This is a genomic window from Psychrobacter sp. CCUG 69069 (assembly GCF_021023115.1).
Classification (GTDB): Bacteria; Pseudomonadota; Gammaproteobacteria; order Pseudomonadales; family Moraxellaceae; genus Psychrobacter; species Psychrobacter namhaensis.
Genome location: NZ_QQAI01000003.1, coordinates 110,637 through 134,941 on the forward strand (window position 1 = coordinate 110,637; position 24,305 = coordinate 134,941).

22 protein-coding genes are annotated in these 24,305 nt (G+C 43.8%); 17 read left to right on the forward strand and 5 right to left on the reverse strand.

What is annotated here, in order from left to right:
- Positions 1–108: 108 nt before the first annotated feature.
- The 7 genes from DVY93_RS03550 to DVY93_RS03575 all read left to right on the forward strand — a co-directional run bounded on the left by DVY93_RS03550 (position 109) and on the right by DVY93_RS03575 (position 4,660).
- Complete coding sequence (locus DVY93_RS03550) at positions 109–1,212, forward strand: lipase secretion chaperone (protein WP_230709138.1); 1,104 nt, start codon at positions 109–111, stop codon at positions 1,210–1,212.
- Between the two features lie 172 nt (positions 1,213–1,384).
- Positions 1,385–1,516 (forward strand): hypothetical protein, encoded by a 132-nt coding sequence (locus DVY93_RS12420; RefSeq protein WP_265088187.1) that lies wholly within the window; start codon positions 1,385–1,387, stop codon positions 1,514–1,516.
- A gap of 415 nt (positions 1,517–1,931) precedes the next feature.
- Positions 1,932–2,420, forward strand: coding sequence for an META domain-containing protein (locus tag DVY93_RS03555; protein WP_198335074.1), 489 nt, complete (start codon positions 1,932–1,934; stop codon positions 2,418–2,420).
- A 195-nt stretch (positions 2,421–2,615) separates the two neighbouring features.
- On the forward strand, positions 2,616–3,620 hold the full coding sequence (locus tag DVY93_RS03560; protein ID WP_230709140.1) for a Xaa-Pro aminopeptidase: 1,005 nt from the start codon (positions 2,616–2,618) through the stop codon (positions 3,618–3,620).
- Between the two features lie 57 nt (positions 3,621–3,677).
- Positions 3,678–3,839 carry a DUF2256 domain-containing protein gene (locus tag DVY93_RS03565; protein WP_193005733.1) on the forward strand — a complete coding sequence of 54 codons (162 nt, stop codon included), beginning with the start codon at positions 3,678–3,680 and terminating at the stop codon, positions 3,837–3,839.
- Between the two features lie 147 nt (positions 3,840–3,986).
- Complete coding sequence (locus DVY93_RS03570; protein WP_230709142.1) at positions 3,987–4,133, forward strand: DUF2256 domain-containing protein; 147 nt, start codon at positions 3,987–3,989, stop codon at positions 4,131–4,133.
- 26 nt (positions 4,134–4,159) lie between these two features.
- Positions 4,160–4,660 carry a hypothetical protein gene (locus DVY93_RS03575; RefSeq protein WP_230709144.1) on the forward strand — a complete coding sequence of 167 codons (501 nt, stop codon included), beginning with the start codon at positions 4,160–4,162 and terminating at the stop codon, positions 4,658–4,660.
- Positions 4,661–4,797: 137 nt separating this feature from the next.
- Here the strand turns inward: DVY93_RS03575 and metH are convergent, their stop codons facing one another.
- Entirely contained in the window at positions 4,798–8,496 is a 3,699-nt protein-coding gene (metH, locus tag DVY93_RS03580; protein ID WP_404672264.1) for a methionine synthase, read from the reverse strand.
- Positions 8,497–9,159: 663 nt separating this feature from the next.
- Between metH and DVY93_RS03585 the strand changes: the two genes are divergently transcribed.
- On the forward strand, positions 9,160–9,714 hold the full coding sequence (locus DVY93_RS03585; RefSeq protein ID WP_193005729.1) for a fasciclin domain-containing protein: 555 nt from the start codon (positions 9,160–9,162) through the stop codon (positions 9,712–9,714).
- A gap of 430 nt (positions 9,715–10,144) precedes the next feature.
- Positions 10,145–10,759 carry a fasciclin domain-containing protein gene (locus DVY93_RS03590; RefSeq protein ID WP_230709153.1) on the forward strand — a complete coding sequence of 205 codons (615 nt, stop codon included), beginning with the start codon at positions 10,145–10,147 and terminating at the stop codon, positions 10,757–10,759.
- Between the two features lie 305 nt (positions 10,760–11,064).
- Here the strand turns inward: DVY93_RS03590 and DVY93_RS03595 are convergent, their stop codons facing one another.
- Positions 11,065–12,612, reverse strand: a complete 1,548-nt coding sequence (locus tag DVY93_RS03595; RefSeq protein ID WP_193005727.1) for an alanine/glycine:cation symporter family protein — start codon at positions 12,610–12,612, stop codon at positions 11,065–11,067.
- A 1,067-nt stretch (positions 12,613–13,679) separates the two neighbouring features.
- Here DVY93_RS03595 and DVY93_RS03600 point away from each other — a divergent pair.
- From DVY93_RS03600 to DVY93_RS03615, 4 genes are all read left to right on the forward strand, one after another.
- Positions 13,680–14,312, forward strand: coding sequence for a LemA family protein (locus DVY93_RS03600; protein ID WP_193005726.1), 633 nt, complete (start codon positions 13,680–13,682; stop codon positions 14,310–14,312).
- 143 nt (positions 14,313–14,455) lie between these two features.
- On the forward strand, positions 14,456–15,601 hold the full coding sequence (locus DVY93_RS03605) for a TPM domain-containing protein (RefSeq protein WP_230709154.1): 1,146 nt from the start codon (positions 14,456–14,458) through the stop codon (positions 15,599–15,601).
- A gap of 51 nt (positions 15,602–15,652) precedes the next feature.
- Positions 15,653–16,177, forward strand: a complete 525-nt coding sequence (locus DVY93_RS03610) for a TPM domain-containing protein (protein ID WP_230709155.1) — start codon at positions 15,653–15,655, stop codon at positions 16,175–16,177.
- Between the two features lie 201 nt (positions 16,178–16,378).
- Positions 16,379–17,377, forward strand: coding sequence for an adenosine deaminase (locus DVY93_RS03615; RefSeq protein ID WP_230709156.1), 999 nt, complete (start codon positions 16,379–16,381; stop codon positions 17,375–17,377).
- Positions 17,378–17,516: 139 nt separating this feature from the next.
- Here the strand turns inward: DVY93_RS03615 and DVY93_RS03620 are convergent, their stop codons facing one another.
- On the reverse strand, positions 17,517–18,317 hold the full coding sequence (locus DVY93_RS03620) for an SIR2 family NAD-dependent protein deacylase (protein ID WP_230709158.1): 801 nt from the start codon (positions 18,315–18,317) through the stop codon (positions 17,517–17,519).
- A gap of 34 nt (positions 18,318–18,351) precedes the next feature.
- Here DVY93_RS03620 and DVY93_RS03625 point away from each other — a divergent pair, with 34 nt between their 5' ends.
- Positions 18,352–18,714, forward strand: a complete 363-nt coding sequence (locus DVY93_RS03625) for a hypothetical protein (RefSeq protein WP_230709160.1) — start codon at positions 18,352–18,354, stop codon at positions 18,712–18,714.
- Positions 18,715–19,018: 304 nt separating this feature from the next.
- Here DVY93_RS03625 and DVY93_RS03630 read toward each other — a convergent pair whose 3' ends face one another.
- The gene (locus DVY93_RS03630; RefSeq protein WP_201580422.1) at positions 19,019–19,312 is read right to left on the reverse strand and encodes a contact-dependent growth inhibition system immunity protein; all 294 of its coding nucleotides are present in this window, start codon (positions 19,310–19,312) and stop codon (positions 19,019–19,021) included.
- Between the two features lie 387 nt (positions 19,313–19,699).
- Between DVY93_RS03630 and DVY93_RS03635 the strand changes: the two genes are divergently transcribed.
- The 3 genes from DVY93_RS03635 to DVY93_RS03645 all read left to right on the forward strand — a co-directional run bounded on the left by DVY93_RS03635 (position 19,700) and on the right by DVY93_RS03645 (position 23,849).
- The gene (locus tag DVY93_RS03635; RefSeq protein WP_230709163.1) at positions 19,700–22,105 is read left to right on the forward strand and encodes a type I restriction-modification system subunit M; all 2,406 of its coding nucleotides are present in this window, start codon (positions 19,700–19,702) and stop codon (positions 22,103–22,105) included.
- Positions 22,105–23,454 carry a restriction endonuclease subunit S gene (locus tag DVY93_RS03640; protein WP_230709164.1) on the forward strand — a complete coding sequence of 450 codons (1,350 nt, stop codon included), beginning with the start codon at positions 22,105–22,107 and terminating at the stop codon, positions 23,452–23,454. Before DVY93_RS03635 ends, DVY93_RS03640 begins: the two co-directional genes overlap by 1 nt.
- A 71-nt stretch (positions 23,455–23,525) precedes the next feature.
- A complete protein-coding gene (locus DVY93_RS03645; RefSeq protein ID WP_230709166.1) occupies positions 23,526–23,849 on the forward strand; it encodes a hypothetical protein in 324 nt (107 codons plus the stop codon).
- A gap of 82 nt (positions 23,850–23,931) precedes the next feature.
- On the opposite strand, the gene DVY93_RS03650 is transcribed toward DVY93_RS03645, so the two are convergent.
- Entirely contained in the window at positions 23,932–24,255 is a 324-nt protein-coding gene (locus DVY93_RS03650; protein ID WP_230709168.1) for a hypothetical protein, read from the reverse strand.
- Positions 24,256–24,305 lie beyond the last annotated feature (50 nt).

A 24,305-nucleotide genomic window follows, 5' to 3' on the forward strand; every position in this document is an offset into this window, starting at 1 on the left:
AAGCTGGCATGAGCAACCATCGGTGAGCTTGAGATTACCAAGCGTATGTATAACCAGTTGATACATAAGTGTGGTCACAAAACTGATTTATTAAAAAGGTGTTTTACTATGAGACGCAATCGCCGCCGACCTTTTTTATCTGTGTTTATTATCACTGTCATACTCGCGATAACAGTGGCGATTATTCTGTGGTTTAAGCCTAATAATAAAAAAAGCACGATGTTTCCTCACCTGCCTTTCACAACGATAGGTGAGAATGACCTAAGCAGCTCGATAGATATGACCATGTTTAGTAATAAAGTGCGCAGCGCAGCCACTCAAAATAATACCTCGTTTACCACAGGGCTAGAAAATTTACCGCGCTCTTTACAAGGTACGGAGGTGGTTGGCGAAATCATTATTAATGAAAACAAGCAACTGATCGTCACTGAAGGCTTACGGCGTTTGTTTGATTATTTTTTGTCAGCGCTGGGTGAGGAGGATGACGCTGTTATCTACGCCCGTGTGGAGCGTTATATTCGCAATCACACGCCTGAACCTGCGGCCAGTCAAGCAATCGCTATATTTGATCGCTACATTGCTTATCTTAAGGCCGTTCCTGAAATAGAAAACCGTTACGGCAATTTGCAATTGCAAGCCACGAAAAGTGGCGAGCTGGATCTGAATGTCGTGGCACAGCAAAAGCAAGATGTGGCCAAGCTACGCCAGCAGTATTTTGCCAAAGACACCATCAAAGCGTTCTTTGGCGCAGATGATTTCTATGATGATTATAGTATCGAGATGATTGGCATTAACCAAAACAAACAGCTGTCTGCTGCCCAAAAAGAAGCGGCAAAGCAGGACTATATTAGCCGTATGCCAGATAATGCCACCAAAGCCCATATTGAGCAGCAAACCAATCTGAATGAGCTAATGAGTCGTACCGCACAAATGAAAGCAAAAGGTGCCACGGCTGAGGAGTTGTACAATATGCGCCGTGAGCTGGTAGGAGCGCCTGCCGCTCAAAGGCTTGCGCAAGTAGACCAAGAAGATGCCAATTTTGACCAGCGCTTCACTCAGTATGAAACACAAAAACAACGCTTATTAAGCCAAAATCCGGACCAAGCTCAAGCACAAGTTCAGATAAACCAGCTTGAGCAGCAGTTGTTTGATGAGACTGAGCGCAAACGTTTGGCAGGGTATGCCGCTCTGCAAGAAACAAAGACGCAATAAGAACATTGAGTAACATTAAATAATTTACAGTGATGTAAGAGACAGATAAGCTAAAAATGTGAATAAGTTATGGTTACTGGTAGAAGTACGATCCAATATCTGTAGCTTTATTACAATGACATGCATACTTCCATTGAACCAAAGAACTATTAAAAACATTCTAGGAGCTAAGATGAAAAATATAACCAAAGCATTGATGACAGGTATTGTCATGGTAACGGTATTGGTCGGTTGCCAATCTTTATCAAGCATGACGGCACCCGCCACTAACGAGCCAGAAATTACGGGTACTGACGTTATCTAAGGTTGTCGCTGACACGTTTATTGATAGCGAAACGCTTTGTCTAAAGAAGCGATAAGTACAATCAGCAATAACGCATACGACTTTATTGAAGCAACACTATACAAAAACACCTCGCTATTGAGCGGGGTGTTTTGCGCAGTAACGCTTGTTTTAGAGATGTTAGGAGAAAAACTAGAAAAGGGTTAGCAGCTAATGCGTCGCCTAGCAAGACGTGTTAGCAAAACAACCATAGAGTGGAACAAATAGGTGGGAATCTTACACCTAACCTATCAAGACAGGTAAGTATCAGATGTGCATAATAGCGACATTGTTTAGGTACATGAATAAAACCATAAATGAATCATAATAAAAACGAACATTTAGAGTGAAAAATATCTTGGTTGTTCATTCTAAATCAAACCACTGCGGAGATGATATGAAAAACATGACTAAAATAATGATGGCTGCGACCCTTGCTGTAGGGACACTTGCGGCCGGTTGCCAAACCACCCCTAATATCACGGCCCCTGTCACCCAGCCAATCACTGCAGAGGCACTGCAAGCGTATAATTGGCAACTTGTCGATGCCAAGCGTACCAATGGCGACAAAGTCAGCCAGTTGTTTTTTGATCCAGCCAAGCCGTTAACGCTAAATTTCTTTACCTCTAACGGTAGTGACCGTGTGACCTTTATCAATACATGTAACAATATGGGTGCAGAATACAGTGTGGTCAATGGCAATGTACAGATTAAAAATGGCATCAGTACTTTGATGGCCTGTCCTGAGCCGCAAGCGAGCTTTGATACAGCGACATTAGCGACTGTACAAGGTAAATATAGCCTAGATAAAAATGCGAATAAAACGCCTATTTTGACCATCAAAAATGACAGTCAAGTGGCTTACTTCAAAGGCGTCGCTAAATAATTCAGTCATCATAGATAAGGGATTTAAGCCCACTGTTTTTTTAACCTAATATTTAGTTTTAATCATGCCTCACTATTTAAGTGGGGCATTTTTTTATCTAAAATCAAAGCGCAATGTACGCTACACTAGAAGCAATACCCGTCTCTAGCAAAAGACGCATAACGCATCTTCCAAGGCTATATTGGACTTTATCTTATGTTAAAAACCTCTGCGCTAACAGTGGCCATAAACGTGCGCCTAATAAACCACACTATCGTCATTGGCACTCTCAGCGTGTTAACGGGGTGTCAGACGCTATCCAGCCCGCCTGCCAAAACGCCTGCCAATACAGTCGCGACCAATCCATTGACAGCGCGTATGCCCGCGATAGACCGTCAAGGCTACATTGCTTATGTGGAGGAGCAAGGAGTGGGCAGCGCTAAAATATCGACACTTTATCGCATTCGTCCTGATGGTAGCGACCGCCAACTGATCGACCAGTTAAATGGCTATATCTATGCGCCAGCGTGGTCAGCTGACGGGCAACTGCTCGCCTATAGCAAACAGGCCCCGCGTGAGCACCCCAACATTTATATTTATGATTGGAGCAATCACACGCGCAATCTGGTGGTCAATGCTGACGGTAGCAATCTGTCAGCATCATTCTCCCCTGATGGACAAAAATTGCTCTACAGCTCCACCGTTGGTGGCAACGCCGATATCTATGAGATGCGTTTGAGTGATGGCGAAACCCGCCAGCTGACCACCTTACCCAGCACAGAAGTGCAGCCCAGCTATGCAGCCGACGGCAAGAGCTTTGTCTATACCAGTGATAAAGTCCGCGCTGGGCGTCCTCGTATCTACCGTTATAGCTTTGCCACTACCAATGCCGTACCGGTGTCGACAGGTGGCTACGCAGCCAGTCCCCAGTTGAGTCTAGATGGTCAGCGTCTGGCCTACCTAAATGGTCGCAAGGCAGCGGTCATGACGCTCGCCACGGGGCAAGTGAATAATCTGGCAGAGACGGGACTGGATGAACCAGCACGGCTATCACCCTCTGGACAGTATGCAGTCTATCCAACGCGTCATTCGAATTTAGACGGGCAAGTAAACGGTCAAAACGGTGGTGGTTTGATTATCCATTCACTGTCTGGCAACGCAAGCTATACCATCAGTCGTAAAGATGGCGGGGTAGTACGCTCACCAGCGTGGAGCCGTTAACATGGTAGTTTTAAAAATTTAGTCACCAATCTAATCAATCTAAGGGGGTAATAAGGGATGGCGCACAAAAAAAAGAACGTCCGCAAAAAAGAATGTCCGGTCTGTGAGCGCGAATTTAGCTGGAGCAAGAAGCTGGATAAAAACTGGGACAACATGGTCTACTGCTCAGATCAGTGCCGACGGATTAAGAAGTATGAGGGCGTCGAGCATCAGAAGTAAGATGATACCAAACAACAAAAATACGATTAGCTGTGTCAAAATCGCTTAGCCTACAACGCGTAGTACTTGCACTTTTTTTCCTTGCTACTCTAATTTTTGTGAATGGTATGAATAATTCATCAGTCGAATAGATAAGGTAGGGCAGTTATGGCACATAAGAAAGTAAACTTACCGCAAAAAACCTGCCCCGTCTGCCAGCGCCCGTTTACGTGGCGTAAGAAGTGGGAGAAAGATTGGCAGCAGGTGATTTATTGTTCTGAGCGTTGTCGGCGTGGGAAGGGTAAAGCTGATTAAGTTAATTCAAGATAGTAAGGTAAATTATGAGTAAGCATTATGAACAATCAAGCTTCCGAGAAAAGCTTATTGAGCACTTATTTATTGGTGAAATACTAAAATTATCGTGGTTAAAAGGTGATTGCCAACTAGAGGTCATGAAACCTGAAGTTGATCACGCAGGTTGTGATGTTGTCCTTGAAGACAAGAATATTATTCGTCATATTCAACTCAAAACGTCAAAATTAGGTGCTAAAGCGTCAAGTCAAAAAGTTAATGTTCGTTTAGCCAATAAACCTTCAGGATGTATTGTTTGGATAGTATTTGATGAAGATACTTTAGAGTTATGCTCGTTTTATTTTTTTGGTGCTGAGGCTGGCAAGCCATTAACTGGACTAGAGAATGCTAAAGTTGCAAAACATACCAAAGCCAATGCGGATGGCATAAAAGCTGAAAGGCCTAATATCCGCACTATTAATAAAGGGCAGTTTGTCCGCTACGATAGTATTGAAGCTTTATATAACGTCTTGTTCATTCCAAAAAGCTAAGGTCGCACTAGGCAAGACAGTGACAGGATTGAAGTGAAAACCTGGCTATGACTCTATAAAAAATGGCTTACTCATATTAAATGAATAAGCCAAAAAATTACGATAAATGGTTTAAGCGTTAACTGATTTTCACACCTCTACAAATTCGGATTTAACCACTTCTCCGCAGTTTTTATATCCCAACCTTTACGCTCAGCATAGCTCTCTAACTGGTCACGACTGATTTTACCGACGTTGAAGTATTCACTCTCAGGATGCGAGTAATAGAAGCCGCTAACGGATGATGCAGGCCACATCGCATAGCTTTCGGTCAAGGTTGTACCGATGGCATCGACTGTACCCAGCCAGTCAAACAATTTGCCTTTTTCCGTGTGTTCAGGACAGGCAGGATAGCCGGGCGCTGGACGGATACCGACGTATTTTTCTTTAATCATCTCATCATTGGTGAGTGACTCAGTCGGCTGATAGCCCCAATAGTCTTTTCGAATCAGCTCGTGCAAGTGCTCAGCAAAGGCTTCTGCCAATCGATCAGACAAGGCTTGTACCATGATGGCATTATAATCATCACCCGCCGCTTTATACTTTTCTGCCAATGCTTCTGTGCCGACGATGGAGACGGTAAAGCCGCCCAAGTAATCATTATAGGCATCCGAAGGCGAGATAAAGTCCGCCAAGCTCAAGTTCGGCTTGCCGCTAGATTTGTCGCTTTGCTGGCGTAAGTGCTCAAACTGATGGGTTGGGTTGCCACCCTTGCCCCCATCAAACGCAGCATCATTGTCATAGACCGTGACGGTGTCTGCACCAGTACGACGAGCGGGCATGAGTTTAAACACGCCTTTGGCCACGATTAACTTTTCATCGATCATTTTTTGTAGCATGTCTTCTGCATTGGCAAACAGATCGCGTGCTGCTTCGCCAACCACGTCATCTTGCAAGATTTTGGGGTATTTACCTGTCAGGCCCCAAGAGATAAAGAATGGTGTCCAGTCAATATAAGGGAGAAGGTTGGTGATGGGATAGTCGTCAAATATCACTTGTCCGAGGGTATTTGGGACAGGCGGGACATAGTTTTCCCAATCATACTGAAAGCCAATCTTAACCGACTCAGCATAGGTCAACTTGGCCGCTTTCGGTTGACGCTTGGCAAGGCGCTCACGTACTTTGACATACTCTTCGCGTGTCTCATCGATAAGCGCTTGGCGATGCTCTTTTGATAGCAGTTTGGTCACCACGCCGACTGAGCGCGAGGCGTCTGAGACATAGATGACACCATCGTTTTGATATTGTGGCTCGACTTTGACAGCGGTGTGGGCTTTTGAGGTGGTGGCACCGCCAATCATTAGCGGTAAGGTCATGCCGCGCTCTTGCATTTGTTTGGCGACGTAGACCATCTCATCAAGACTTGGGGTAATCAAGCCTGATAGACCGATGATATCGACTTTTTCTTTGATGGCGGTATCGAGAATTTTTTCACAAGGAACCATCACGCCCAGATCAAGGATGTCATAACCATTACAGCCCAGTACCACACCGACGATGTTTTTGCCGATATCATGGACGTCACCTTTGACCGTTGCCATCAGGACTTTACCTTTGACTTCACCCTCAACCTTTTCGGCCTCAATGTACGGGTTGAGCCAAGCGACCGATTGCTTCATGACGCGCGCCGATTTTACCACTTGCGGCAAAAACATTTTACCCGCGCCAAATAGATCACCGACGATATTCATACCGTCCATGAGTGGTCCTTCGATGACCTCTAGCGGTTTGGGGTATTTCTCCCACGCTTCTTTGGTATCGGCTTCGATAAAGGTGGTGATGCCTTTTACGAGCGCATGAGCAATACGCTCTTCTACCGTGCCTTCACGCCAGCTCATATCAACGGTGCTGTCTTTTTTCTTACCACCATCTTGGTAGTTTTCCGCGACAGTCATGAGACGCTCAGTGGCGTCTTGCCCCGTGTCACCTTGATTGCGGTTCAGCATCACATCTTCGATGGCCTCACGCGCCTCGACAGGAATGTCATCATACACTTCAAGCATGGCGGGATTGACGATACCCATGGTCAGACCGTTTTTGATCGCATGGTATAGGAACACAGAGTTGATCGCTTCACGGATAGGGTTACCACGGAAACTAAAGGAGACATTAGAGACCCCGCCTGACACCATAGCGTTCGGTAGGTTTTCAGTGATCCAGCGCGTGGCATTGATAAAGTCAGCACCATAGTTGTTGTGCTCGGTGATACCGGTGGCGACCGCAAAAATATTGGGATCAAAGATAATGTCCTCGCTAGGGAACCCCACTTCATTGACCAACACATCATAGCTGCGCTGACAAATCTGAATTTTACGCTCGTAGGTATCGGCTTGACCATCTTCATCAAAGGCCATGACAATCACAGCCGCGCCATAACGCATACATAACTTAGCGCGTTCGACGAACTCAGCATGGCCTTCTTTTAGGGAGATGGAGTTGACGACAGACTTGCCTTGTGTGCGCTTGAGGCCTTCTTCAATGATGTCCCATTTAGATGAGTCAATCATCAAGGGGACGCGGCTGATATCAGGCTCACCTGAGACCAGATTGACAAAATGGATCATCGCTTGCTTAGAATCAAGCATGCCCTCATCCATGTTGATATCGACGATTTGCGCGCCGCCCTCGACTTGATCACGAGCGACATCGAGCGCCTCAAGATAGGCTTCGGTTTTAATCAAGCGCAAGAACTTCTTTGACCCAGTGACGTTGGTACGCTCACCCACGTTGACAAACAAACTCTCAGGCGTGATGGTAAAAGGTTCAAGTCCTGATAGACGGCAGGCAGGTGCAATCTCAGGAATGACGCGAGGCGGATAGTTCGCCACCATGTTGGCAATCTGGCGAATGTGCTCAGGCGTGGTCCCACAGCAGCCGCCGACGATATTTAAGATACCAGCCTTGGCAAAACCTTCGAGTAGGGCAGCCGTTTCCTCAGCGGTTTCATCATACTCCCCAAACTCATTAGGCAGACCGGCATTTGGATGCGCAGAGACAAAAGTGTCCGCGATGTTTGACAGCGTCTGAATGTGTGGACGTAGCGCATCGGCCCCCAGCGCACAGTTAAAACCCACAGATAATGGTTTGGCATGGCGAACAGAGTTATAAAACGCCTCAGCCGTTTGACCTGATAGGGTTCGACCCGAGGCATCGGTAATCGTCCCTGAGATCATAATTGGTAATTCAAAGCCGATATCATCAAACACACCCGTGATCGCAAATATCGCCGCCTTGGCATTGAGCGTATCAAAGATGGTTTCAATCAAGATAATATCCACGCCGCCTTCTATGAGTGCCAAGGTCGCTTCACGGTAATTTAGCACCAGCTCATCAAAGGTAATATTACGAAAAGCAGGATCGTTGACATCAGGCGACAGCGAACATGTGCGCGAGGTTGGACCCACGACACCAGCGACAAAGCGCGGCTTATCAGGCGTTTTGGCGGTAAACGCATCCGCCGCCGCACGTGCAATGTTGGCCGCCGTCTTATTCAGCTCGGGGACCAGATATTCCATATCGTAGTCGGCCATCGATAGGCGCGTACCATTAAAGCTGTTGGTCTCAATGATATCTGCCCCAGCCGCCAGATGATCGTGATGAATCTCTTTAATCATGTGCGGCTGCGAGAGTACCAGCAGATCGTTATTGCCCCTGACGTCTTGACTGATATCTGCAAAACGCTCACCACGATAATCCGCTTCTTCCAACTTGTAAGTTTGAATCTGGGTACCCATCGCGCCATCTAACATTAAAATTCTTGAGGTCATCTGCTCAGTGATGCGGGCACGTGCCGTCAGTTGTTGTTCTTTATAAGGAAATACAGCAGGTGGCGTTAGCACAAAGCCGTCAGTAGAGTGTGATGAGCTAGGAGTGGTATCAGGTTGAGAGGAAGTCTGTGAAGTCGTTGTTTGAGTCATAGGAGCGCTGCTTATATCGTCAATATTATAAAAGGAGGGAGTAACAAATAGGGTGCAAAATTTTATAAAAGGCGTCGGCAAATCCAGATTATTTTAGCATGAAAATCATATAGTACGCCGGATAGTCCTTATTCCTCTTTGGCAATTTGATAAACCTGATGTCAGTTTAATGACGAACGGGCATGGCATCAAAGTCTATGGCATAAAATGGTTTAGCACAAATGAATATCATTTCGCTAAAAGATTACAGAAAGCTTTGCTTTTATAAATGAAAGCCAACGGGCATTCGTAAAAGTCAGACAAGGTTTACACCGATACTACAAAAAATAGCGGAAAGAGGAATTGATAAAACGGCTTTATATGTTAATTTAATTTCAGAAGAGTTGGTTTTTTATAAGTAATACTTACTAGTAAATGTTAATGATTGCTATTTGTCAGTATGAATCAATAACAGCCAAGCAAGTAGGTATTCTAGAAAACCAATTTGATCTGTAAGACAGTAAGATCGTAGTCAAAAAATAATTAATCATTAAGGACAATGTTATGAAAATTAGTAAAATTGCTACCATCGGTACATTAGCGGTTTCAATCGCAGGTCTAAGCGCTTGTAATAATATGATGCCTCATAAGAGCGCACATATGAAAGCGCCTATGCACAGTCAATCGATGGCAAAAATGAACGTGGTACAAGTTGCCCAAAGTAACGCTGATTTCTCATTGCTCGTAGAAGCGATACAAGCAGCTGGTCTAACGGGTGCGCTTGCCAATCCAAATGCCAATTACACCATATTTGCCCCAACCAACGCCGCCTTTGTGCAAGCTCTGCAAGAAACAGGGATGACGAAAGCGCAGCTGTTTGCCAATAAGCCATTGCTAACCAAAATCTTAGGTTACCACGTGATCAACGGTGATATGGCGATGTATGCTAAAGACGTGAAGCCAGGCAACGTCATGACCCTGAGCAACGATACATTAATGGTGACTAGCCAAGGCAAGTTGATGGATGAAAACGGTCGTACGACGAATATCATAAAAACCGATATCGCAGCTAATAACGGTGTGGTACACGTCATTGACAGAGTATTACTACCGAAATAAGGGTGAGTAAAAACTTTGGTTGTTGGGAGTAGGAAACGATCCCCTGATTACTTTATACAACGCATGTTATATGACGAAGCTGGTCTAGGTACTGGCTATCGTCTTTTTTGCCCTAAGTGTCAGACAGAGGTCATTGTTTAGGCGGCATTGTTTTCGATGCCCATTCTCAAGTGGTACACGTGATTAATACAGTGGTACTACCTAAGTAAGCATCAATCTAAAAATAATAAGTTACACTCATAGTAATTGGTATAACAGGTTTGAGGTAGTTGAAGCTGGCTAACGTGCCATGTTTGCAATTAATAACGTATTTACTGTTATATTCATTGGTTACATACATACATTCATTCATTCATTAAGAGATACTATTTATTTAGCAAAATTATTTGTTCAATCAATAGTCTAATCATTCATTTATAAGGAAATACTCATGTTAAAGAAGAAGGTACTATCTATCGCGGTTGTTACTGCTGCCATATCATTGGCGGCCTGTAATGACACTGAAACTGTCGCAGATCCTGTGGAGCCTGAAGTCACTACTGAAGAAGTGGTGGTAGTAGATCCAGCTGTTGAAGCTGAACCAATGGTGGAAGCTGAGCCAATGGCTGAAACTGACGTAGTCGGGACGCAAACCATTGGCGAGATGGCAGCGAGCAATGAAGATCTAACCATTCTTACGGCTGCACTACAAGCCGCTGGACTGGATACAATGCTGATGGCTGATGACAAATACACGGTATTTGCCCCTACTGATGAGGCGTTTGCTGCTTTGTTAACCAAGCTGGACATGACCAAAGAAGAGCTATTGGCTGATGAAGCGACGCTAAAAAGCGTTCTGCCTTATCACGTCGTTCCTATGGTCGTGACAGCGTCTGATATTCCTTATGGTACTGATATTGAAACGGCAAATGGCCAAGCCTTCATGATTAGTGAAGATAATGTGATCACTGATGCGAGTGGCAACACGGCCAATATCGTTGGCACAGACATGATGGCAACCAATGGTGTGGTACATGTAATCGATACCGTATTATTACCAAAATAAGCCTGTGTAAACGATTGCTATAATTTGCAGATGTTACCTAAAGAGCCTAGCGATGAGCTGGGCTTTTTTGTGCTTGGCTGTTATCCAAGAAACTCTCAGGAATGGTGCCACAGAGACATTAGAAGCGCGCTTAGCATGGGTAGCCATACATAGTGGGGAGGTATCAATGAGAGAATGCCGATTTAACGCCACATTTCACTTTGCTATGCTATAGCTTTACGCATTCAACGTTCAAAATGAAAAAAGCCCGAGACGATGGCCTCGGGCTTTTATTTAAGATACTTATTTAGCAACCGCTGTCGTGATTACTTACGCTCTTTACGTAGTGGATCAGCCGCCAGTCTTTGTTGCTCTAGTAGATGACGCTCTTCCCAATAAGGCGCATTTTTGATACCGAATTTTGCAGGATCAAAACTGTAGCGTGCAACGCCAGCTTTACGCTGTGCTTCATAATCTTTAAGCATAGTGAGTGTTGGACGTGCCACGATAAAGATGACCAAGATACCAACAATATTGAGCCACGCCATGAGGCCAACACCAATATCACCAATAGCCCAAATGTAACCCGCTGAGTTTAGACCACCGTAGGCAACCATCACCATGATGAGGACTTTGACTAAGAATAAGCCTGTTTTATTGGCACCGCGACTGAGAAAGCGCGTCAAGTAAGCCACGTTCACTTCAGCGATGTAGTAGTAGGCCAAGATAGTCGTAAAGGCAAAGAAGAATACAGCCACCGCGATAAAGGTATTACCAAAACCACCGTATACAGATTCCATTGCCATTTGCGTAAATGCAGGCGCGTTGATCTCAGTGGTAGCAGCGACATTCTGTACGATGAACTGACCGTCTGGTAGCGTACCTTGGATGTTATAAGTACCCATCGTCAAGATCATAAATGCAGTAGCAGAACATACTAGCAATGTATCAACATACACTGAGAATGCCTGTACCAGACCTTGCTGTGATGGATGCTCAACTTCAGCAGCAGCAGCAGCGTGAGGGCCTGTCCCTTGACCTGCTTCGTTTGAGTAAATACCACGTTTGACACCCCAACCAATAGCCGCACCGAAACCTGCTTGTGCCGTAAAGGCATCGCTAATGATGAGACCGAATACTTGTGGAATCATGTCAAAGTTAGTGAACATAATGATGAGGGCTAGCACGATATAGCCTAACGCCATAAAAGGGACGGCAAACTCAGTAAAGGTTGCAATACGTTTAATACCACCAAAGATGATGATACCTAAAACCACTAGGATGATAGCTAGGGCGACCAAACGCATAGAACCGACTTCTAATGCGCCGATACTCATGACAGTGCCTTCACCCATTACCTGTGCGAACGCATTGATAACGCCGTTAGCCTGAACGCCTGGCAAGAACATACCACAAGACAAAATTGAGGCGATGGCAAAGAGGATACCGTACCATTTTTGACCAAGGGCACGCTCAAAGTAATACGCAGGGCCACCGCGGTACTCGCCAGTGACCGTGTCTTTTTCTTTATAAATCTGTGCAAGTGTCGACTCAACGTAAGCTGTAGATGCGCCTAAGAAGGCCACGATCCACATCCAAAATACGGCACCCGGACCACCAAAGCCGATAGCCGCAGCAACACCTGCGATGTTACCCATACCCACACGGCCTGCGAGTGAGACGGCAAGTGCCTGAAATGATGAAATACCTTGTTGGCTGGACTTACCAGTGAAGAGCAATTTGATCATTTCACCGAATAAACGCACTTGTACAAAGCGCGTCAGAATGGAATAGAACAGGCCCGCGCCCAAACACAGATAGATCAGTGCGGGGCTCCAGATAATTCCGTTTACTAAGTTAACTAAACCTTCCATATGTATATTCCTAGTACTGTCTCAAAGTGGCTCTGTATGCTAGGAGTAAGCTAACTGGTTAACTTACTTATTTAAGTTAAGCAGTTAAATTAGCTACATTGACTTATATATCAGATAAGTCTCATACGCGCTTAGCCACTAAGAATGGACTGTAGTTGTCTGTATTTATCCGCTTAGCTCATCAGCAACATTGACGGTTTGCATAACACCTACTGACGCCAATATTTCTATCAGCGACATTTGCCACGCTTTTGCTGTCTTTATTACTGGTGCATCTTATTATCACATCATAAATAAGATAAGTTATAAGTAGACCAGCGGATAAAATAGGCGGCTAATCATTAAATACTGATCGTATTTAACTTGTTATGAGCCGTACCGATTGATGACAGGACGGGCGTGGATGATTGAATCTGTGAGCAACTGTCTAATAATTGATTGACACTTTTATACATCAATCAACGATTGGCTAGTACTAATCAAACGATAAGTCCACTACCAAATGTATTCAAACCGTACGGCTACGTAACTGCAATTTGCCATATTTTTTTACCAATTACTAGAATTTTCTTTGTACATAACCATATATATTCTTTTTGCGTGAGGTGGTTACTGTCATAAATAACGCTAACGTGGGGACATATAACGATGCTAGGTGTGGCAAAACCGCCTACTAAAAAATGTATCACCTAACGAGAACGCTAACGTTGTCACGGCTTTTACCACGCTCTATCTATGAATAGCAAGGGACGGAAAGCGGCATCAAAATAAGGGTTTGCGGTTGTTTTTTGGTAACGGTGAATTGTAAAAGTGCCGTTATCACGCCATTATTGTTAGGATAACTTATAGGCTATAAACCTGAGTATAACTTGAGCGTATGATTAGTATTTGATCACCCAGCGCATATTTTTTGTATCTGTACTTATGTTTATAGTTTTTGAATAAAAATACAGTTCCACAGAACGTTACTGACAGTAATCAGGAGTTCCAGTAGTCAGGCGTTCTGAAAACAAGATTAAAAGCTGTGACTGGCTGTTTGTTATTTATCATCATTAGGAGAGACATCGATGACGCGTCAATCAATTGTAAAACCCATGTTGCTTGCAGCAGTATTAGCAACTTCTACTGTTGGTCTAAGCGGTTGTGGCTATAATAACCTTCAAGCCCAAGACGAGCAGGTGACGGCGTCGTGGTCAGAAGTGGTCAACCAGTATCAACGCCGTTCTGATTTGGTGCCAAACTTGGTCAAAGTGGTACAGCAGTATGCGGAGCAAGAACAAGAAGTGTTTACTCAAGTGGCTGAGGCTCGCTCACGTGCTGGCAGTATCACCGTGACGCCTGAGGTACTCAATGATCCAGAAGCGATGGAGCGTTATGCGGCTGCGCAAGAACAAATGACAGGGGCATTATCACGTCTGATGGCAGTGTCTGAGCGTTATCCTGAGCTAAAGTCAGATGCGTTGTTCCAAGACTTACAAGCACAGCTCGAAGGCACTGAAAACCGGATTGCTGTCGCTCGTAACCGTTATATACAAGAGGTACAAGCCTACAATACCACTGTGCGCCAGTTCCCAACCAACATCACGGCGAAAGTGTTTGGTATGGATGCTAAGCCAAACTTTAGCGTGGCGAATGAAGAGGCTATCTCAACTGCGCCAAGTGTCGACTTCGGTGATGATAACGCAGCGACAGCTGAGTAACGTTAATTGAATGTATTAAGTAGCGAGGTATTTGCCTGGTTGCGGGTTTAGAGGGCACTACCAGATTTGTTTTAAAGGTGTTGATGGTTATGAATGCCTATTAATAATTTAGTACCGATGTCACTTGAGGTGGTATAGAGTAGATGAATAATTCCAAAGCAATCTTATCAACATTGTTGTTCACCCTAAGCATGAGTAGTGCCTCTGTGCTGCATGCTGCGCCTGCTGACACGGCTGTGGCGACAGAAAATAACCCCTCAAGCATACAAGACCGTAGCGTCGAGGATTTGGTGGCTATTGCCAAAGCCGGTGAGTCCAATGAAGCCATCAATGACGCTGTACTGGGCAATGATGCCATTAACCCAGTGGCGGCCAACAGTGAGGCCACCACTGAGACCTCAGCAGCCACTCGCCCTTCTGTACAATCAAGCGCGCCTAGTGTCGATGCAGACAAACTGATATTAAATGAGCCAGTGATTGATCAGGCCAATATTTTAAACCCGCAAGAAAAACAGCGCTTGGAAGCACAGCTTAGAAATATCTACCAGCAAGGTCTAGCACAAGCAGCTGTTGTCATCGTACCGACGACCAATGGTCTGCCTATCTTTGACTATGCCTTGCAAGTGGCAGAAAAATGGCAGCTTGGCGATCAAGACATCGATGATGGTTTGTTAATTGTCGTTGCGGTCAATGACCGTGACATGTATATTTTAACGGGCTACGGCCTAGAGGGCGTGTTGCCAGATGCTGCGGTCAATCGTATCATTCGGGAAGAGATCACCCCGCTATTTAAACAGGACAACTATGGCGCTGGGATTTTAGCTGGGGTTGAGGCCTTAAAAGCGCGTCTGAGCGCTGACCCTGAGGTTTTGGCGCGTGCCGATGCGCAAGCGGCCGAACGTAGTCAAAATCCAAACGATGTCGGTGACAACTCATCACCCGTTTTTTTATTCGTCATGGCGATGATATTTGGTAGTTTTATTACCAGCATCTTTGGCCGCGTTTTTGGCTCGATCCTGACGGCCGGAGGTTTTTTTGCCGGCTCATTGGCACTCGGCGGCGGCTTTTTTATGACGCTGATTATGGCGATATTTATCTGGATGTTCCTGATTTCACGCGGTGGTGGTGGCAAAGGCGGCGGCGGTAAAGGTGGTCGAAGAGGCGGCGGCATGATTTTCCTACCAGGCATGGGCGGCGGAGGCGGCTTTGGCGGTGGTGGTTTCGGAGGCGGCGGCTTTGGCGGCGGTGGTGGTGGCTTTGGCGGCGGCGGTGCTGGCGGCTCGTGGTAGACCCATTCACTAAATGAACGTCAGTAATGACGTACTTGAGGAAATAATATAATGGCAGAAAACAGCGCTTCAAATTCCAGTTTTGCCCGCTGGTGGCGTCAAGTCTTGTTTGTCCCTTTATTGCATAGTAAGTGGCTGACAGCAGACGCCAAAGCACGTTTAACAGATAAAGTAACACGCGCTGAGCGTGGACATCGGGGTGAGGTGTTTTTGATTGTAGAAAACCATCTACCCATTCAAGAGGCCTATCACATCGGCTGCCGCGACCGTGCGATTGACTTGTTTAGTGAGTATCGAGTTTGGGATACCGAAGAAAACACCGGTGTTTTGATCTATGTCAATATTTGTGAGCATCAGCTAGAGATAGTCGCTGATCGTGGCATCAGCGCGCACGTCAGCCCAACGGTATGGCGAGCGATGTGTGAAAAAGCGCTATCAGGTATTGCGAATAAGAAAACAGAAGAAAGTTTGACTGAACTGTTAGATGAGGTGGGACAATTGCTGCGTCAGTACTATCATCTTGAGCACAATCCAGCTGGTAATGAGTTGTCTGATACGGTGGTGTTTTTGAGGTAAGTACTATGATTAGCTATTTCTATGAGTCTTCTTATTGATAAAGGGCACATTCATCGCGTTAAATGGTTTGCTTTTAGCCTATGGGGTTTTGAGGGTAATTCAAATATAATACGCGTCTAGCCACAGAAAATGACTGATGTGTGTCGCATTTAAGCCCATGTATCGTCTGCCTGTCTTGATAAAAAACACTACTGGAACACTATGATTGAGTTAATAAAGAAACTACCGAAAGCGGAACTGCATCTACATATTGAAGGCTCACTAGAACCTGAGCTGATGTTTCGATTGGCCAAAAAGAACGACGTAAAGATTCCTTATGAAAACATAGAAGATGTACGCAAGGCTTATAACTTCACCAATTTGCAAACCTTTTTAGACATTTACTATGCGGGTGCAAATGTTCTGCTCACCAAAGATGACTTTTATGATTTGACTTGGGAATACATTCTTAAATGTGTTGAGGACAATGTCATCCACACGGAGATCTTTTTTGATCCCCAGACACATACAGAAAGAGGCGTGCCTTTTGAGGCTGTGATAACGGGTATCAAAGAGGCGCTTGCGGATGCTAAAGAAAAGTACGGCATCACGTCTTGTATTATTATGTGCTTTTTGCGTCATTTATCCCAAGAAGACGCCTTTGAAACGTTAGAGCAAGCTTTAGCATTCAAAGACGACATCATTGGTGTTGGTCTTGATTCATCAGAGCTGGGCAATCCGCCATCGAAGTTTAAAGAGGTATTTAAAAAGGCCAAAGAAGAAGGCTTTAAATTGGTGGCCCATGCAGGTGAAGAGGCAGATTTTTCGTACATTTACGAAGCGTTAGATTTATTGAATATCAATAGAATCGATCATGGTGTGCAATCTATAAAAAGTCCAGAGCTGATGCAACGACTCAAAGACGAGCAAATGCCGCTGACTGTCTGCCCCAACTCAAATATCGAACTGAAAGTTTTTGAAACCTATAAAGAGCACAACATCAAAGAGCTGTTGGATTATGGTCTAAATATCAGTGTTAACTCAGACGATCCAGCGTACTTTAAAGGCTACGTCAATCAAAACTTTATCAACTTATATGAGAATCTACCGATCACGGAAGATGATGTCATAACCTTGGTGAAAAATTCTTTTCGTTCGGCATTTATAGATGATGAATTAAAAGAGGCGTATTTAGCGAAAGTTGATCTAGCGTTACAATAAGACCTGTTTGGATCGTGGTCTCGTACAAAGCTTAATGGTTGATACAAACCGTTAAGCCTTTTTTTTGGTCTGATAAAAAGTTAAACGAACTCAGCCCCTAAGCTAGTGTTAGATTTTATGATTCGTCACACAGCCATAATTATAACTTATTGATTGCTTGTATGAGTGCTGGCATTATCACCCCCGCTTTTTCTGCTAACGTTGTATCAACGACAGTATTTGGCGTCGGATTTGGATTTATTTCAATGATTTTGGCGCCATTGTGCTTTGCTAACTGGGCCAGTCCCGCAGCAGGATAAACGAGGCTTGAGGTACCAATACTGATAAACACTTCACAGCTGGCAGCGGCGTCCTCTGCCGTCTGCCATGCCTGTACGGGCAGCGCTTCTCCAAACCAAACGATATCTGGCCTGATATAACCGCCACAGTGCTGGCAAGTGATTAACGTATCAGTAAAATCTGTGTCATTCTCGCTATTAGATGAGCCTTCTGGGTTGCTTTGATAAGGTGCTTTACACTGACTACAACGATTACGCCACAGATTCCCATGCAGATGAGACACGGTACTGCCAGCTTGTTCATGTAAGTCATCGACATTTTGAGTGATGAGCGTTAACTGCTGATGGTTTGCTTTGATATGTTGCTGCCACTGGGCTAAGGCAACATGCGCGGGATTTGGCGTTTTATCCGCTACCAACTCTCTGCGCCATTGATACCACGACCATACCAGTTTTGGGTCGCGGGCGAACGCAGTTGGTGTGGCCAAGTCCTCTGCATGATAGTTTTCCCATAAGCCTGTTTGCTTATCTCGAAAAGTTGGAATGCCGCTTTCTGCTGAAATTCCTGCCCCCGTTAAAACACAAATACGCTGTGAGGAAGCCAATAGTTTCGCTGCATCCTGTACTTCTGCTATTAACGCTGGTGATAATTCTGCTAACATAAGCTACCCCTTGCTAATAATGGATACTCTTCTTATGATAGATGGAATTTGGTGGCTTGTCATATTGTTTGCCGTTATCGCCGCCTTATGGCTGGTGGCAAAGTCACGTGGGGCAAAAGTAGGAGAGCAGAATGGGTACACACAGTCAAAAAAAGATAAGTCTCATGATGGCTTACAGAAGACCTCTGCACTATTAAAGAAATATTTCCCTAATTATCGAGTGACCCGTAAGGCAAATCATTTATTACTGAGTAAGCAAGATAAAAAAATTGCCATGATTACCATCGACAGGAAGCTTGCCACAGGGCAGCGCCGTCTTGGTGATGTGCCAGTGATTAACTACCACCGTGTCCCTAGCCGCGCGCAACTAACGGCTAATTTGCAAGAGGCAGAATAAGCTCACGTTATAAGCAAAACATTCAGAAAGATAGGCGCAGAGCAACAAACACAAATATCTTTAAAGACATATTTGCATAAGGGTGAGCAATGTAAGGTAGTGCTAGGGAAGGGGGAAATACAATGATTGGTGCGCTCGGCGGGAGTCAATGAGTTATTATAAGTTATTGATAATAAAATAAATTTAGTAAATATATTTTTAATATGCACAACAGTATGTACAACATTTTTCTATTGTTACTCTATATGCTTACCATAGAAAAGGTGATGACCACTTACAAAAAAATTATGTTAATGAAAGTAAATTATCTGATTTCAACAATTAGTATCTTATAAACTGATTCAACCCATGCTTGCTCACTAGAGTAACCACGTAGTAAAGGATCGAAATCAAAGCTGTTAGTTTCAAAAGTTGTCTTTGCAAGATCATTTGCTAGTATATATTCAATCTCTTGAACTAAGCTGTTTAATATTTCCATATTTTCATTACTCGCGAAACGTAATAGTACGTCTTTATCATTAGCGCTAGGATCGGAATACTCTGCCCACCACTCTTGATAGAAGTAGGCATTCATTAGATATGTAAATGTATTAATCATAACGTCCCATAGTCCATTATCTTTATAATCGTCACTTTCGTCACGCTTCCATGTTTATATTGTCACTTTATGATTTTACCTAATCAGTAGTATATGCATAAGTATTTGTATTGTATGATTAAATTTTAAATAAATAGCTTTTTTATATGCTTAAAATAGGCCTCTAGGGGTGACGAAAAGTGACGAAAACACCGTTATATAAGGATAAGGTACTATGAATAGTATCTATGCTATCTTTATATTGATTTGATTTTTATCAACAACACCTGCCACACCTGTAACTCACCTTTAAATCTGATATAGTTCTCAGTATCTTACTGGACATTTATTTGTTCTAGCTTTTTATAACATTATCCAACCTTGCACAACAAACAATAAGACGACCCCATGACCAAAAACTTCTCTCAAACAGCGGCTTTCATCTGGTCTGTCGCTGACCTATTGCGCGGTGACTTTAAGCAATCTCAATACGGTCGTATCATCTTGCCTTTCACACTATTGCGACGTTTAGAGTGCGTATTAGAAGAAACCAAAGCTGATGTGGTGGCAGAGAGCGAGCGTATCGCTGATAAGGGTCTGCCAGAGGAAGCGCAAGAGAAGTTCATCATTCGTGCCAGCAAGCGACCGTTTTACAATACCTCGCCGATGGATCTGAGCAAGATGGGTCAAAGCGATATTAAAGATAACCTTAATACCTACGTGCAATCCTTCTCTAAAGACGCACGCGAGATATTTGAACACTTTAAGTTTGAAGAGTTTGTTGGACAACTGGCCGATGCCAACTTACTCTATAAAGTGGTGCGGATGTTCGCTACTACTGATCTTAGCCCTGAGACAATTTCTAACCATGAAATGGGCTTTGTGTTTGAAGAGCTGATTCGCCGCTTTGCTGAAAGCTCGAACGAGACGGCAGGAGAGCATTTTACCCCGCGTGATATCGTCCGCTTGACTACTTCACTAGTGTTTATGGAAGATGATGACGCCTTGACCAAAGACGGTATTATTCGCACCATCTATGACCCGACAGCAGGTACGGGCGGCTTCCTATCCTCTGGGATGGAGTACGTGCTAGAGCTAAACCCTGATGCGGTCATGCGTACCTATGGGCAAGAGCTCAATCCTGAGTCTTATGCCATCTGTAAAGCTGACATGCTGATCAAAGGGCAAGAGGTCAATAACATTAAGCTGGGCAATACTTTGTCTAGTGATCAACTGGTCGCGGAGAAATTCGACTATATGCTATCGAATCCACCGTTTGGGGTCGATTGGAAAAAGATATCAGGTGAGATCAAAGACGAGCACGAGCAAAAAGGCTTTGACGGTCGCTTTGGGGCGGGCTTGCCGCGCGTGTCTGATGGCTCGCTATTGTTCCTGATGCATTTGATTAGCAAGATGCGTCCGATCACTACTAATGAGCAAGAAGCTAATAATGGTCAAAATAGCAACCAAGGCAGCCGTATTGGTATTATCTTAAATGGTTCACCGCTGTTCACGGGCGGCGCAGGCAGCGGCGAGAGTGAGATTCGCCGTTATATCCTTGAGGCCGATTTACTAGAGGCCATTATCGCTCTGCCTACCGATATGTTCTACAACACGGGTATCGCTACCTATGTATGGGTATTGAGCAATAAGAAAGCCGCTGAGCGTAAAGGTCATGTGCAATTGATCGATGGCAGTAACCTATACGGCAAGATGCGTAAATCCCTTGGCTCAAAGCGTAACGAGATGTCTGATGACGATATCAAGACCATCATCCGCAGCTTTGGTGACTTTGAGGTGGTTGATGCGCGTGTGCTCGATAAGCCTGAAGAAGTGAAGTCTAACCGTGGCCGTCAGTCTGCTAATCCTAAAGCGGAACCTGCTAAGACCTTTGCCAGTAAGATATTTGCCACTCACGAGTTTGGCTATCGCCGTATTACGATTGAGCGTCCGCTACGTCTATCTGCTCAGTTGTCTGATGATGCTATCGAAACCTTGCGCTATGCCCCTAAACCTTTTGATATGGTCATGCCAGCGCTATATGACGCCTTTGGTGGTAGTTGGACGACTGATAGCGACACCGATTCTGATACAAGCAACTACGGTGACTTATCGGCGGTCACGTTAGAAGCGCGTGCAATGATTAAAGCCGACTTCTCAGAACTAAAAGAGAAGCAGATAAAAGACGTGCTCGATGCCAAGCTCTGGCAAGATCAGCTTGAGATCATGAATAAGGCCAAAGCCTTACAAGCGGCTATCGGTGAAAACCAATTCGATGATTTCAATCAGTTTGAAAAAGTACTTAAGCAAGCGTTAAAAGATGCTGATGCCAGTGATGATATGAGCCTTGATGCGAAAGAGAAAAAGCAGCTGCTAGATGCCATCACTTGGAAAAACCCTGAAGCAGAACCCGTCATCAAAAAAGTAGTCAAGGTTGCTAACCCTCTCTATGGTGCGTTTACTTATCGTCCAAAAAATAGCACCGATCCTGCCAGCAAGACCAAAAGTGTTGAGTTCCAAACAGACAGCGACCTACGTGACTACGAAAACGTGCCGCTGAATCCTGAGGTAACGACTATTGAGCTGATTGAAAGTTACTTCGTCCGTGAAGTTCAGCCGCATGTACCTGATGCTTGGATCAATGTAGATAAGACAGATGCAATCGATGAAGAGATTGGCATCGTGGGCTTTGAGATACCGTTTAACCGTCATTTCTATGTGTATGAGCCGCCACGTCCGCTTGCCGAGATTGATGCAGACTTGGATGCGGTTAGCGCTGAGATTATGCAGTTATTGGGTGAGGTGCATTCGTAATGGCGAAGTATCAGCAATATGAACAATATAAGGAATCAGGGGTTGAGTGGCTGGGAAATATTCCAAGTCACTGGGAAGTTGTACCTATAAAACATCTAGCAATTCTTAATCCAAAAAAGTCTACGCTATCTCAAGATTTAATGTCTGATGAATGTAGTTTTGTGCCAATGGAAAAGCTCAAATTCAATAGTCTTGTTTTAAATGAAAAAAAAGTCATCAAAGACGTTTATGACGGTTATACCTATTTTGAAAATGAAGATATTCTAGTTGCAAAAGTGACTCCATGCTTTGAAAATAATAACACTACTATAGCTAGAGATCTCATTAATGGGGTTGGTTTTGGATCGTCTGAAATATTCGTTTTACGAGTTAATGACAAGGTTAATAACCGTTACCTATTCTATCGTTTACTAGAGACCATATTTATTAGTGTAGCTACAGCTGCTATGACAGGTGCTGGGGGATTGCGACGTGTTCCTGCTGAGATTATTAATACATATCCGATAGCTGTTCCTGATATTAATGAACAAACCCAAATCGCCAACTTCCTCGACCATGAAACCGCTCAAATCGATACTTTAATCGAAAAACAGCAAACCCTCATTCAACTGTTAAAAGAAAAGCGCCAAGCGGTCATCAGTCATGCCGTGACGAAGGGCTTAAGCCCTGATGCGCCGATGAAAGATTCTGGCGTTGAATGGTTGGGGGAAGTGCCTGAGCATTGGATAGTAAAACGTCTAAAATACATATCGCCAAAAGTAGGTGTAGGGCTTGTTATTAATCCTTCTACTTATACACAAGACGAAGGTGTTTATTTTATATTTGGTGGTGATGTAAAAGCATTTAGTTTTGATCTAACTAAAACTAGAAGAATCTCTCAAAAAAATAGCGATATTTTAAAGCCGTCTCAATTGCATCATCGTGACTTAGTATCAATACGAGTAGGTTATCCTGGAGTTACTGCCGTTGTTACTGAAGAATTAGAAGGAGCAAACTGTGCTTCTATAATCATAATAAGAAGAGGTCAGTTTAATTCTGACTGGCTTTGTGCTGCTATGAATATTTGGGTTGGCAAACAGCAGGTAAACAATGCTTCATATGGTGCTGCACAAAAACAGTTTAATGTATCAGATGCGATAGAGTTTATATTTCCTGTGCCACCAGAAAGTGAACAAAATGATATAGCTGTGTATGTTGAAGAGTCATTGAAGAAATTTGATGAATTATCTAATAAAGCGCAATTACAAATTGAATTGCTAAGAGAACGTCGCACCGCTTTAATATCTGCTGCCGTTACGGGTAAGATTGATGTGCGGGGTTGGCAAGGAACTGAAGTTGATGCTTTGTAGGGTGCATTTCATGCATATTATAATGATTTTTTAAATACAAAGAATTTCAACTAAAAATGAAAGGTCACAATATGAAAACAGTTGAAGAGTTAGCTGAAAAACATAGCTTAAATGATACATATGCTAAAGAGCTACATGAGCTCATAGAAGAAGTAATTGTATTGAATTTCACTAAAAGCAAATCACTATCTAGATATATAACTAATAATAGGTTAGAAGATAAATATCCAAATATCTCAGGAGTAGTTAGGATGAGTAATAGCCGAGATATATGGGATTTTGAAGGAGGATTCCCTAAAAATATATACAGAATAGTGTGTTTAGAGCTAGGTCTAGAAGATCAGGGAAGTACAGCTAAAGCTATTACTTTTACTCCATACACTGATTTAAAATAAATTGTTATTAATTATTAGAAATAAAGTGTGTTGTAAGACTCTGCTCATGAATCTTACAACTTTTTTTGAAACCGTATTTGTATTAGTGAGATAACACGCAATTATCACCTATGACATAATCTTCGTAGTCTTTTGTTAAAGCATTGACTTGTTTAACTGTTATACCAACAGTTGTCTTAGAATCTAGGTGCAGCTTACGCATGGTTTCAACATCGCTTTCATCGTATGTAAAGCCATTCGAGCTACGTTCACTAATAATTTGGGCTACGATAGATGGGCTTGATATATCTCCCTCTATTAGCTTACCTACACGCTCAACTGTTACTCCTGCACGAGAAGCAGGACTAGCAACCTTTTCAAATGTATCTATAACTTGAGCTGAAATTTTATCGGGGATAGATGTCATAATTATAACTCCATTTATTTATGATCAGATATTATTGTGTTGCAAGCTTT

Excerpts from the sequence above, each read along its gene's own strand:
- DVY93_RS03550 (WP_230709138.1), top strand. The coding sequence starts at position 109 with ATGAGACGCAATCGCCGCCGACCTTTTTTATCTGTGTTTATTATCACT.
- DVY93_RS12420 (WP_265088187.1), top strand. The coding sequence starts at position 1,385 with ATGAAAAATATAACCAAAGCATTGATGACAGGTATTGTCATGGTAACG.
- DVY93_RS03555 (WP_198335074.1), top strand. The coding sequence starts at position 1,932 with ATGAAAAACATGACTAAAATAATGATGGCTGCGACCCTTGCTGTAGGG.
- DVY93_RS03560 (WP_230709140.1), top strand. The coding sequence starts at position 2,616 with ATGTTAAAAACCTCTGCGCTAACAGTGGCCATAAACGTGCGCCTAATA.
- DVY93_RS03565 (WP_193005733.1), top strand. The coding sequence starts at position 3,678 with ATGGCGCACAAAAAAAAGAACGTCCGCAAAAAAGAATGTCCGGTCTGT.
- DVY93_RS03570 (WP_230709142.1), top strand. The coding sequence starts at position 3,987 with ATGGCACATAAGAAAGTAAACTTACCGCAAAAAACCTGCCCCGTCTGC.
- DVY93_RS03575 (WP_230709144.1), top strand. The coding sequence starts at position 4,160 with ATGAGTAAGCATTATGAACAATCAAGCTTCCGAGAAAAGCTTATTGAG.
- DVY93_RS03585 (WP_193005729.1), top strand. The coding sequence starts at position 9,160 with ATGAAAATTAGTAAAATTGCTACCATCGGTACATTAGCGGTTTCAATC.
- DVY93_RS03590 (WP_230709153.1), top strand. The coding sequence starts at position 10,145 with ATGTTAAAGAAGAAGGTACTATCTATCGCGGTTGTTACTGCTGCCATA.
- DVY93_RS03595 (WP_193005727.1), bottom strand. The coding sequence starts at position 12,612 with ATGGAAGGTTTAGTTAACTTAGTAAACGGAATTATCTGGAGCCCCGCA.
- DVY93_RS03600 (WP_193005726.1), top strand. The coding sequence starts at position 13,680 with ATGACGCGTCAATCAATTGTAAAACCCATGTTGCTTGCAGCAGTATTA.
- DVY93_RS03605 (WP_230709154.1), top strand. The coding sequence starts at position 14,456 with ATGAATAATTCCAAAGCAATCTTATCAACATTGTTGTTCACCCTAAGC.
- DVY93_RS03610 (WP_230709155.1), top strand. The coding sequence starts at position 15,653 with ATGGCAGAAAACAGCGCTTCAAATTCCAGTTTTGCCCGCTGGTGGCGT.
- DVY93_RS03615 (WP_230709156.1), top strand. The coding sequence starts at position 16,379 with ATGATTGAGTTAATAAAGAAACTACCGAAAGCGGAACTGCATCTACAT.
- DVY93_RS03620 (WP_230709158.1), bottom strand. The coding sequence starts at position 18,317 with ATGTTAGCAGAATTATCACCAGCGTTAATAGCAGAAGTACAGGATGCA.
- DVY93_RS03625 (WP_230709160.1), top strand. The coding sequence starts at position 18,352 with ATGATAGATGGAATTTGGTGGCTTGTCATATTGTTTGCCGTTATCGCC.
- DVY93_RS03630 (WP_201580422.1), bottom strand. The coding sequence starts at position 19,312 with ATGATTAATACATTTACATATCTAATGAATGCCTACTTCTATCAAGAG.
- DVY93_RS03635 (WP_230709163.1), top strand. The coding sequence starts at position 19,700 with ATGACCAAAAACTTCTCTCAAACAGCGGCTTTCATCTGGTCTGTCGCT.
- DVY93_RS03640 (WP_230709164.1), top strand. The coding sequence starts at position 22,105 with ATGGCGAAGTATCAGCAATATGAACAATATAAGGAATCAGGGGTTGAG.
- DVY93_RS03645 (WP_230709166.1), top strand. The coding sequence starts at position 23,526 with ATGAAAACAGTTGAAGAGTTAGCTGAAAAACATAGCTTAAATGATACA.
- DVY93_RS03650 (WP_230709168.1), bottom strand. The coding sequence starts at position 24,255 with ATGACATCTATCCCCGATAAAATTTCAGCTCAAGTTATAGATACATTT.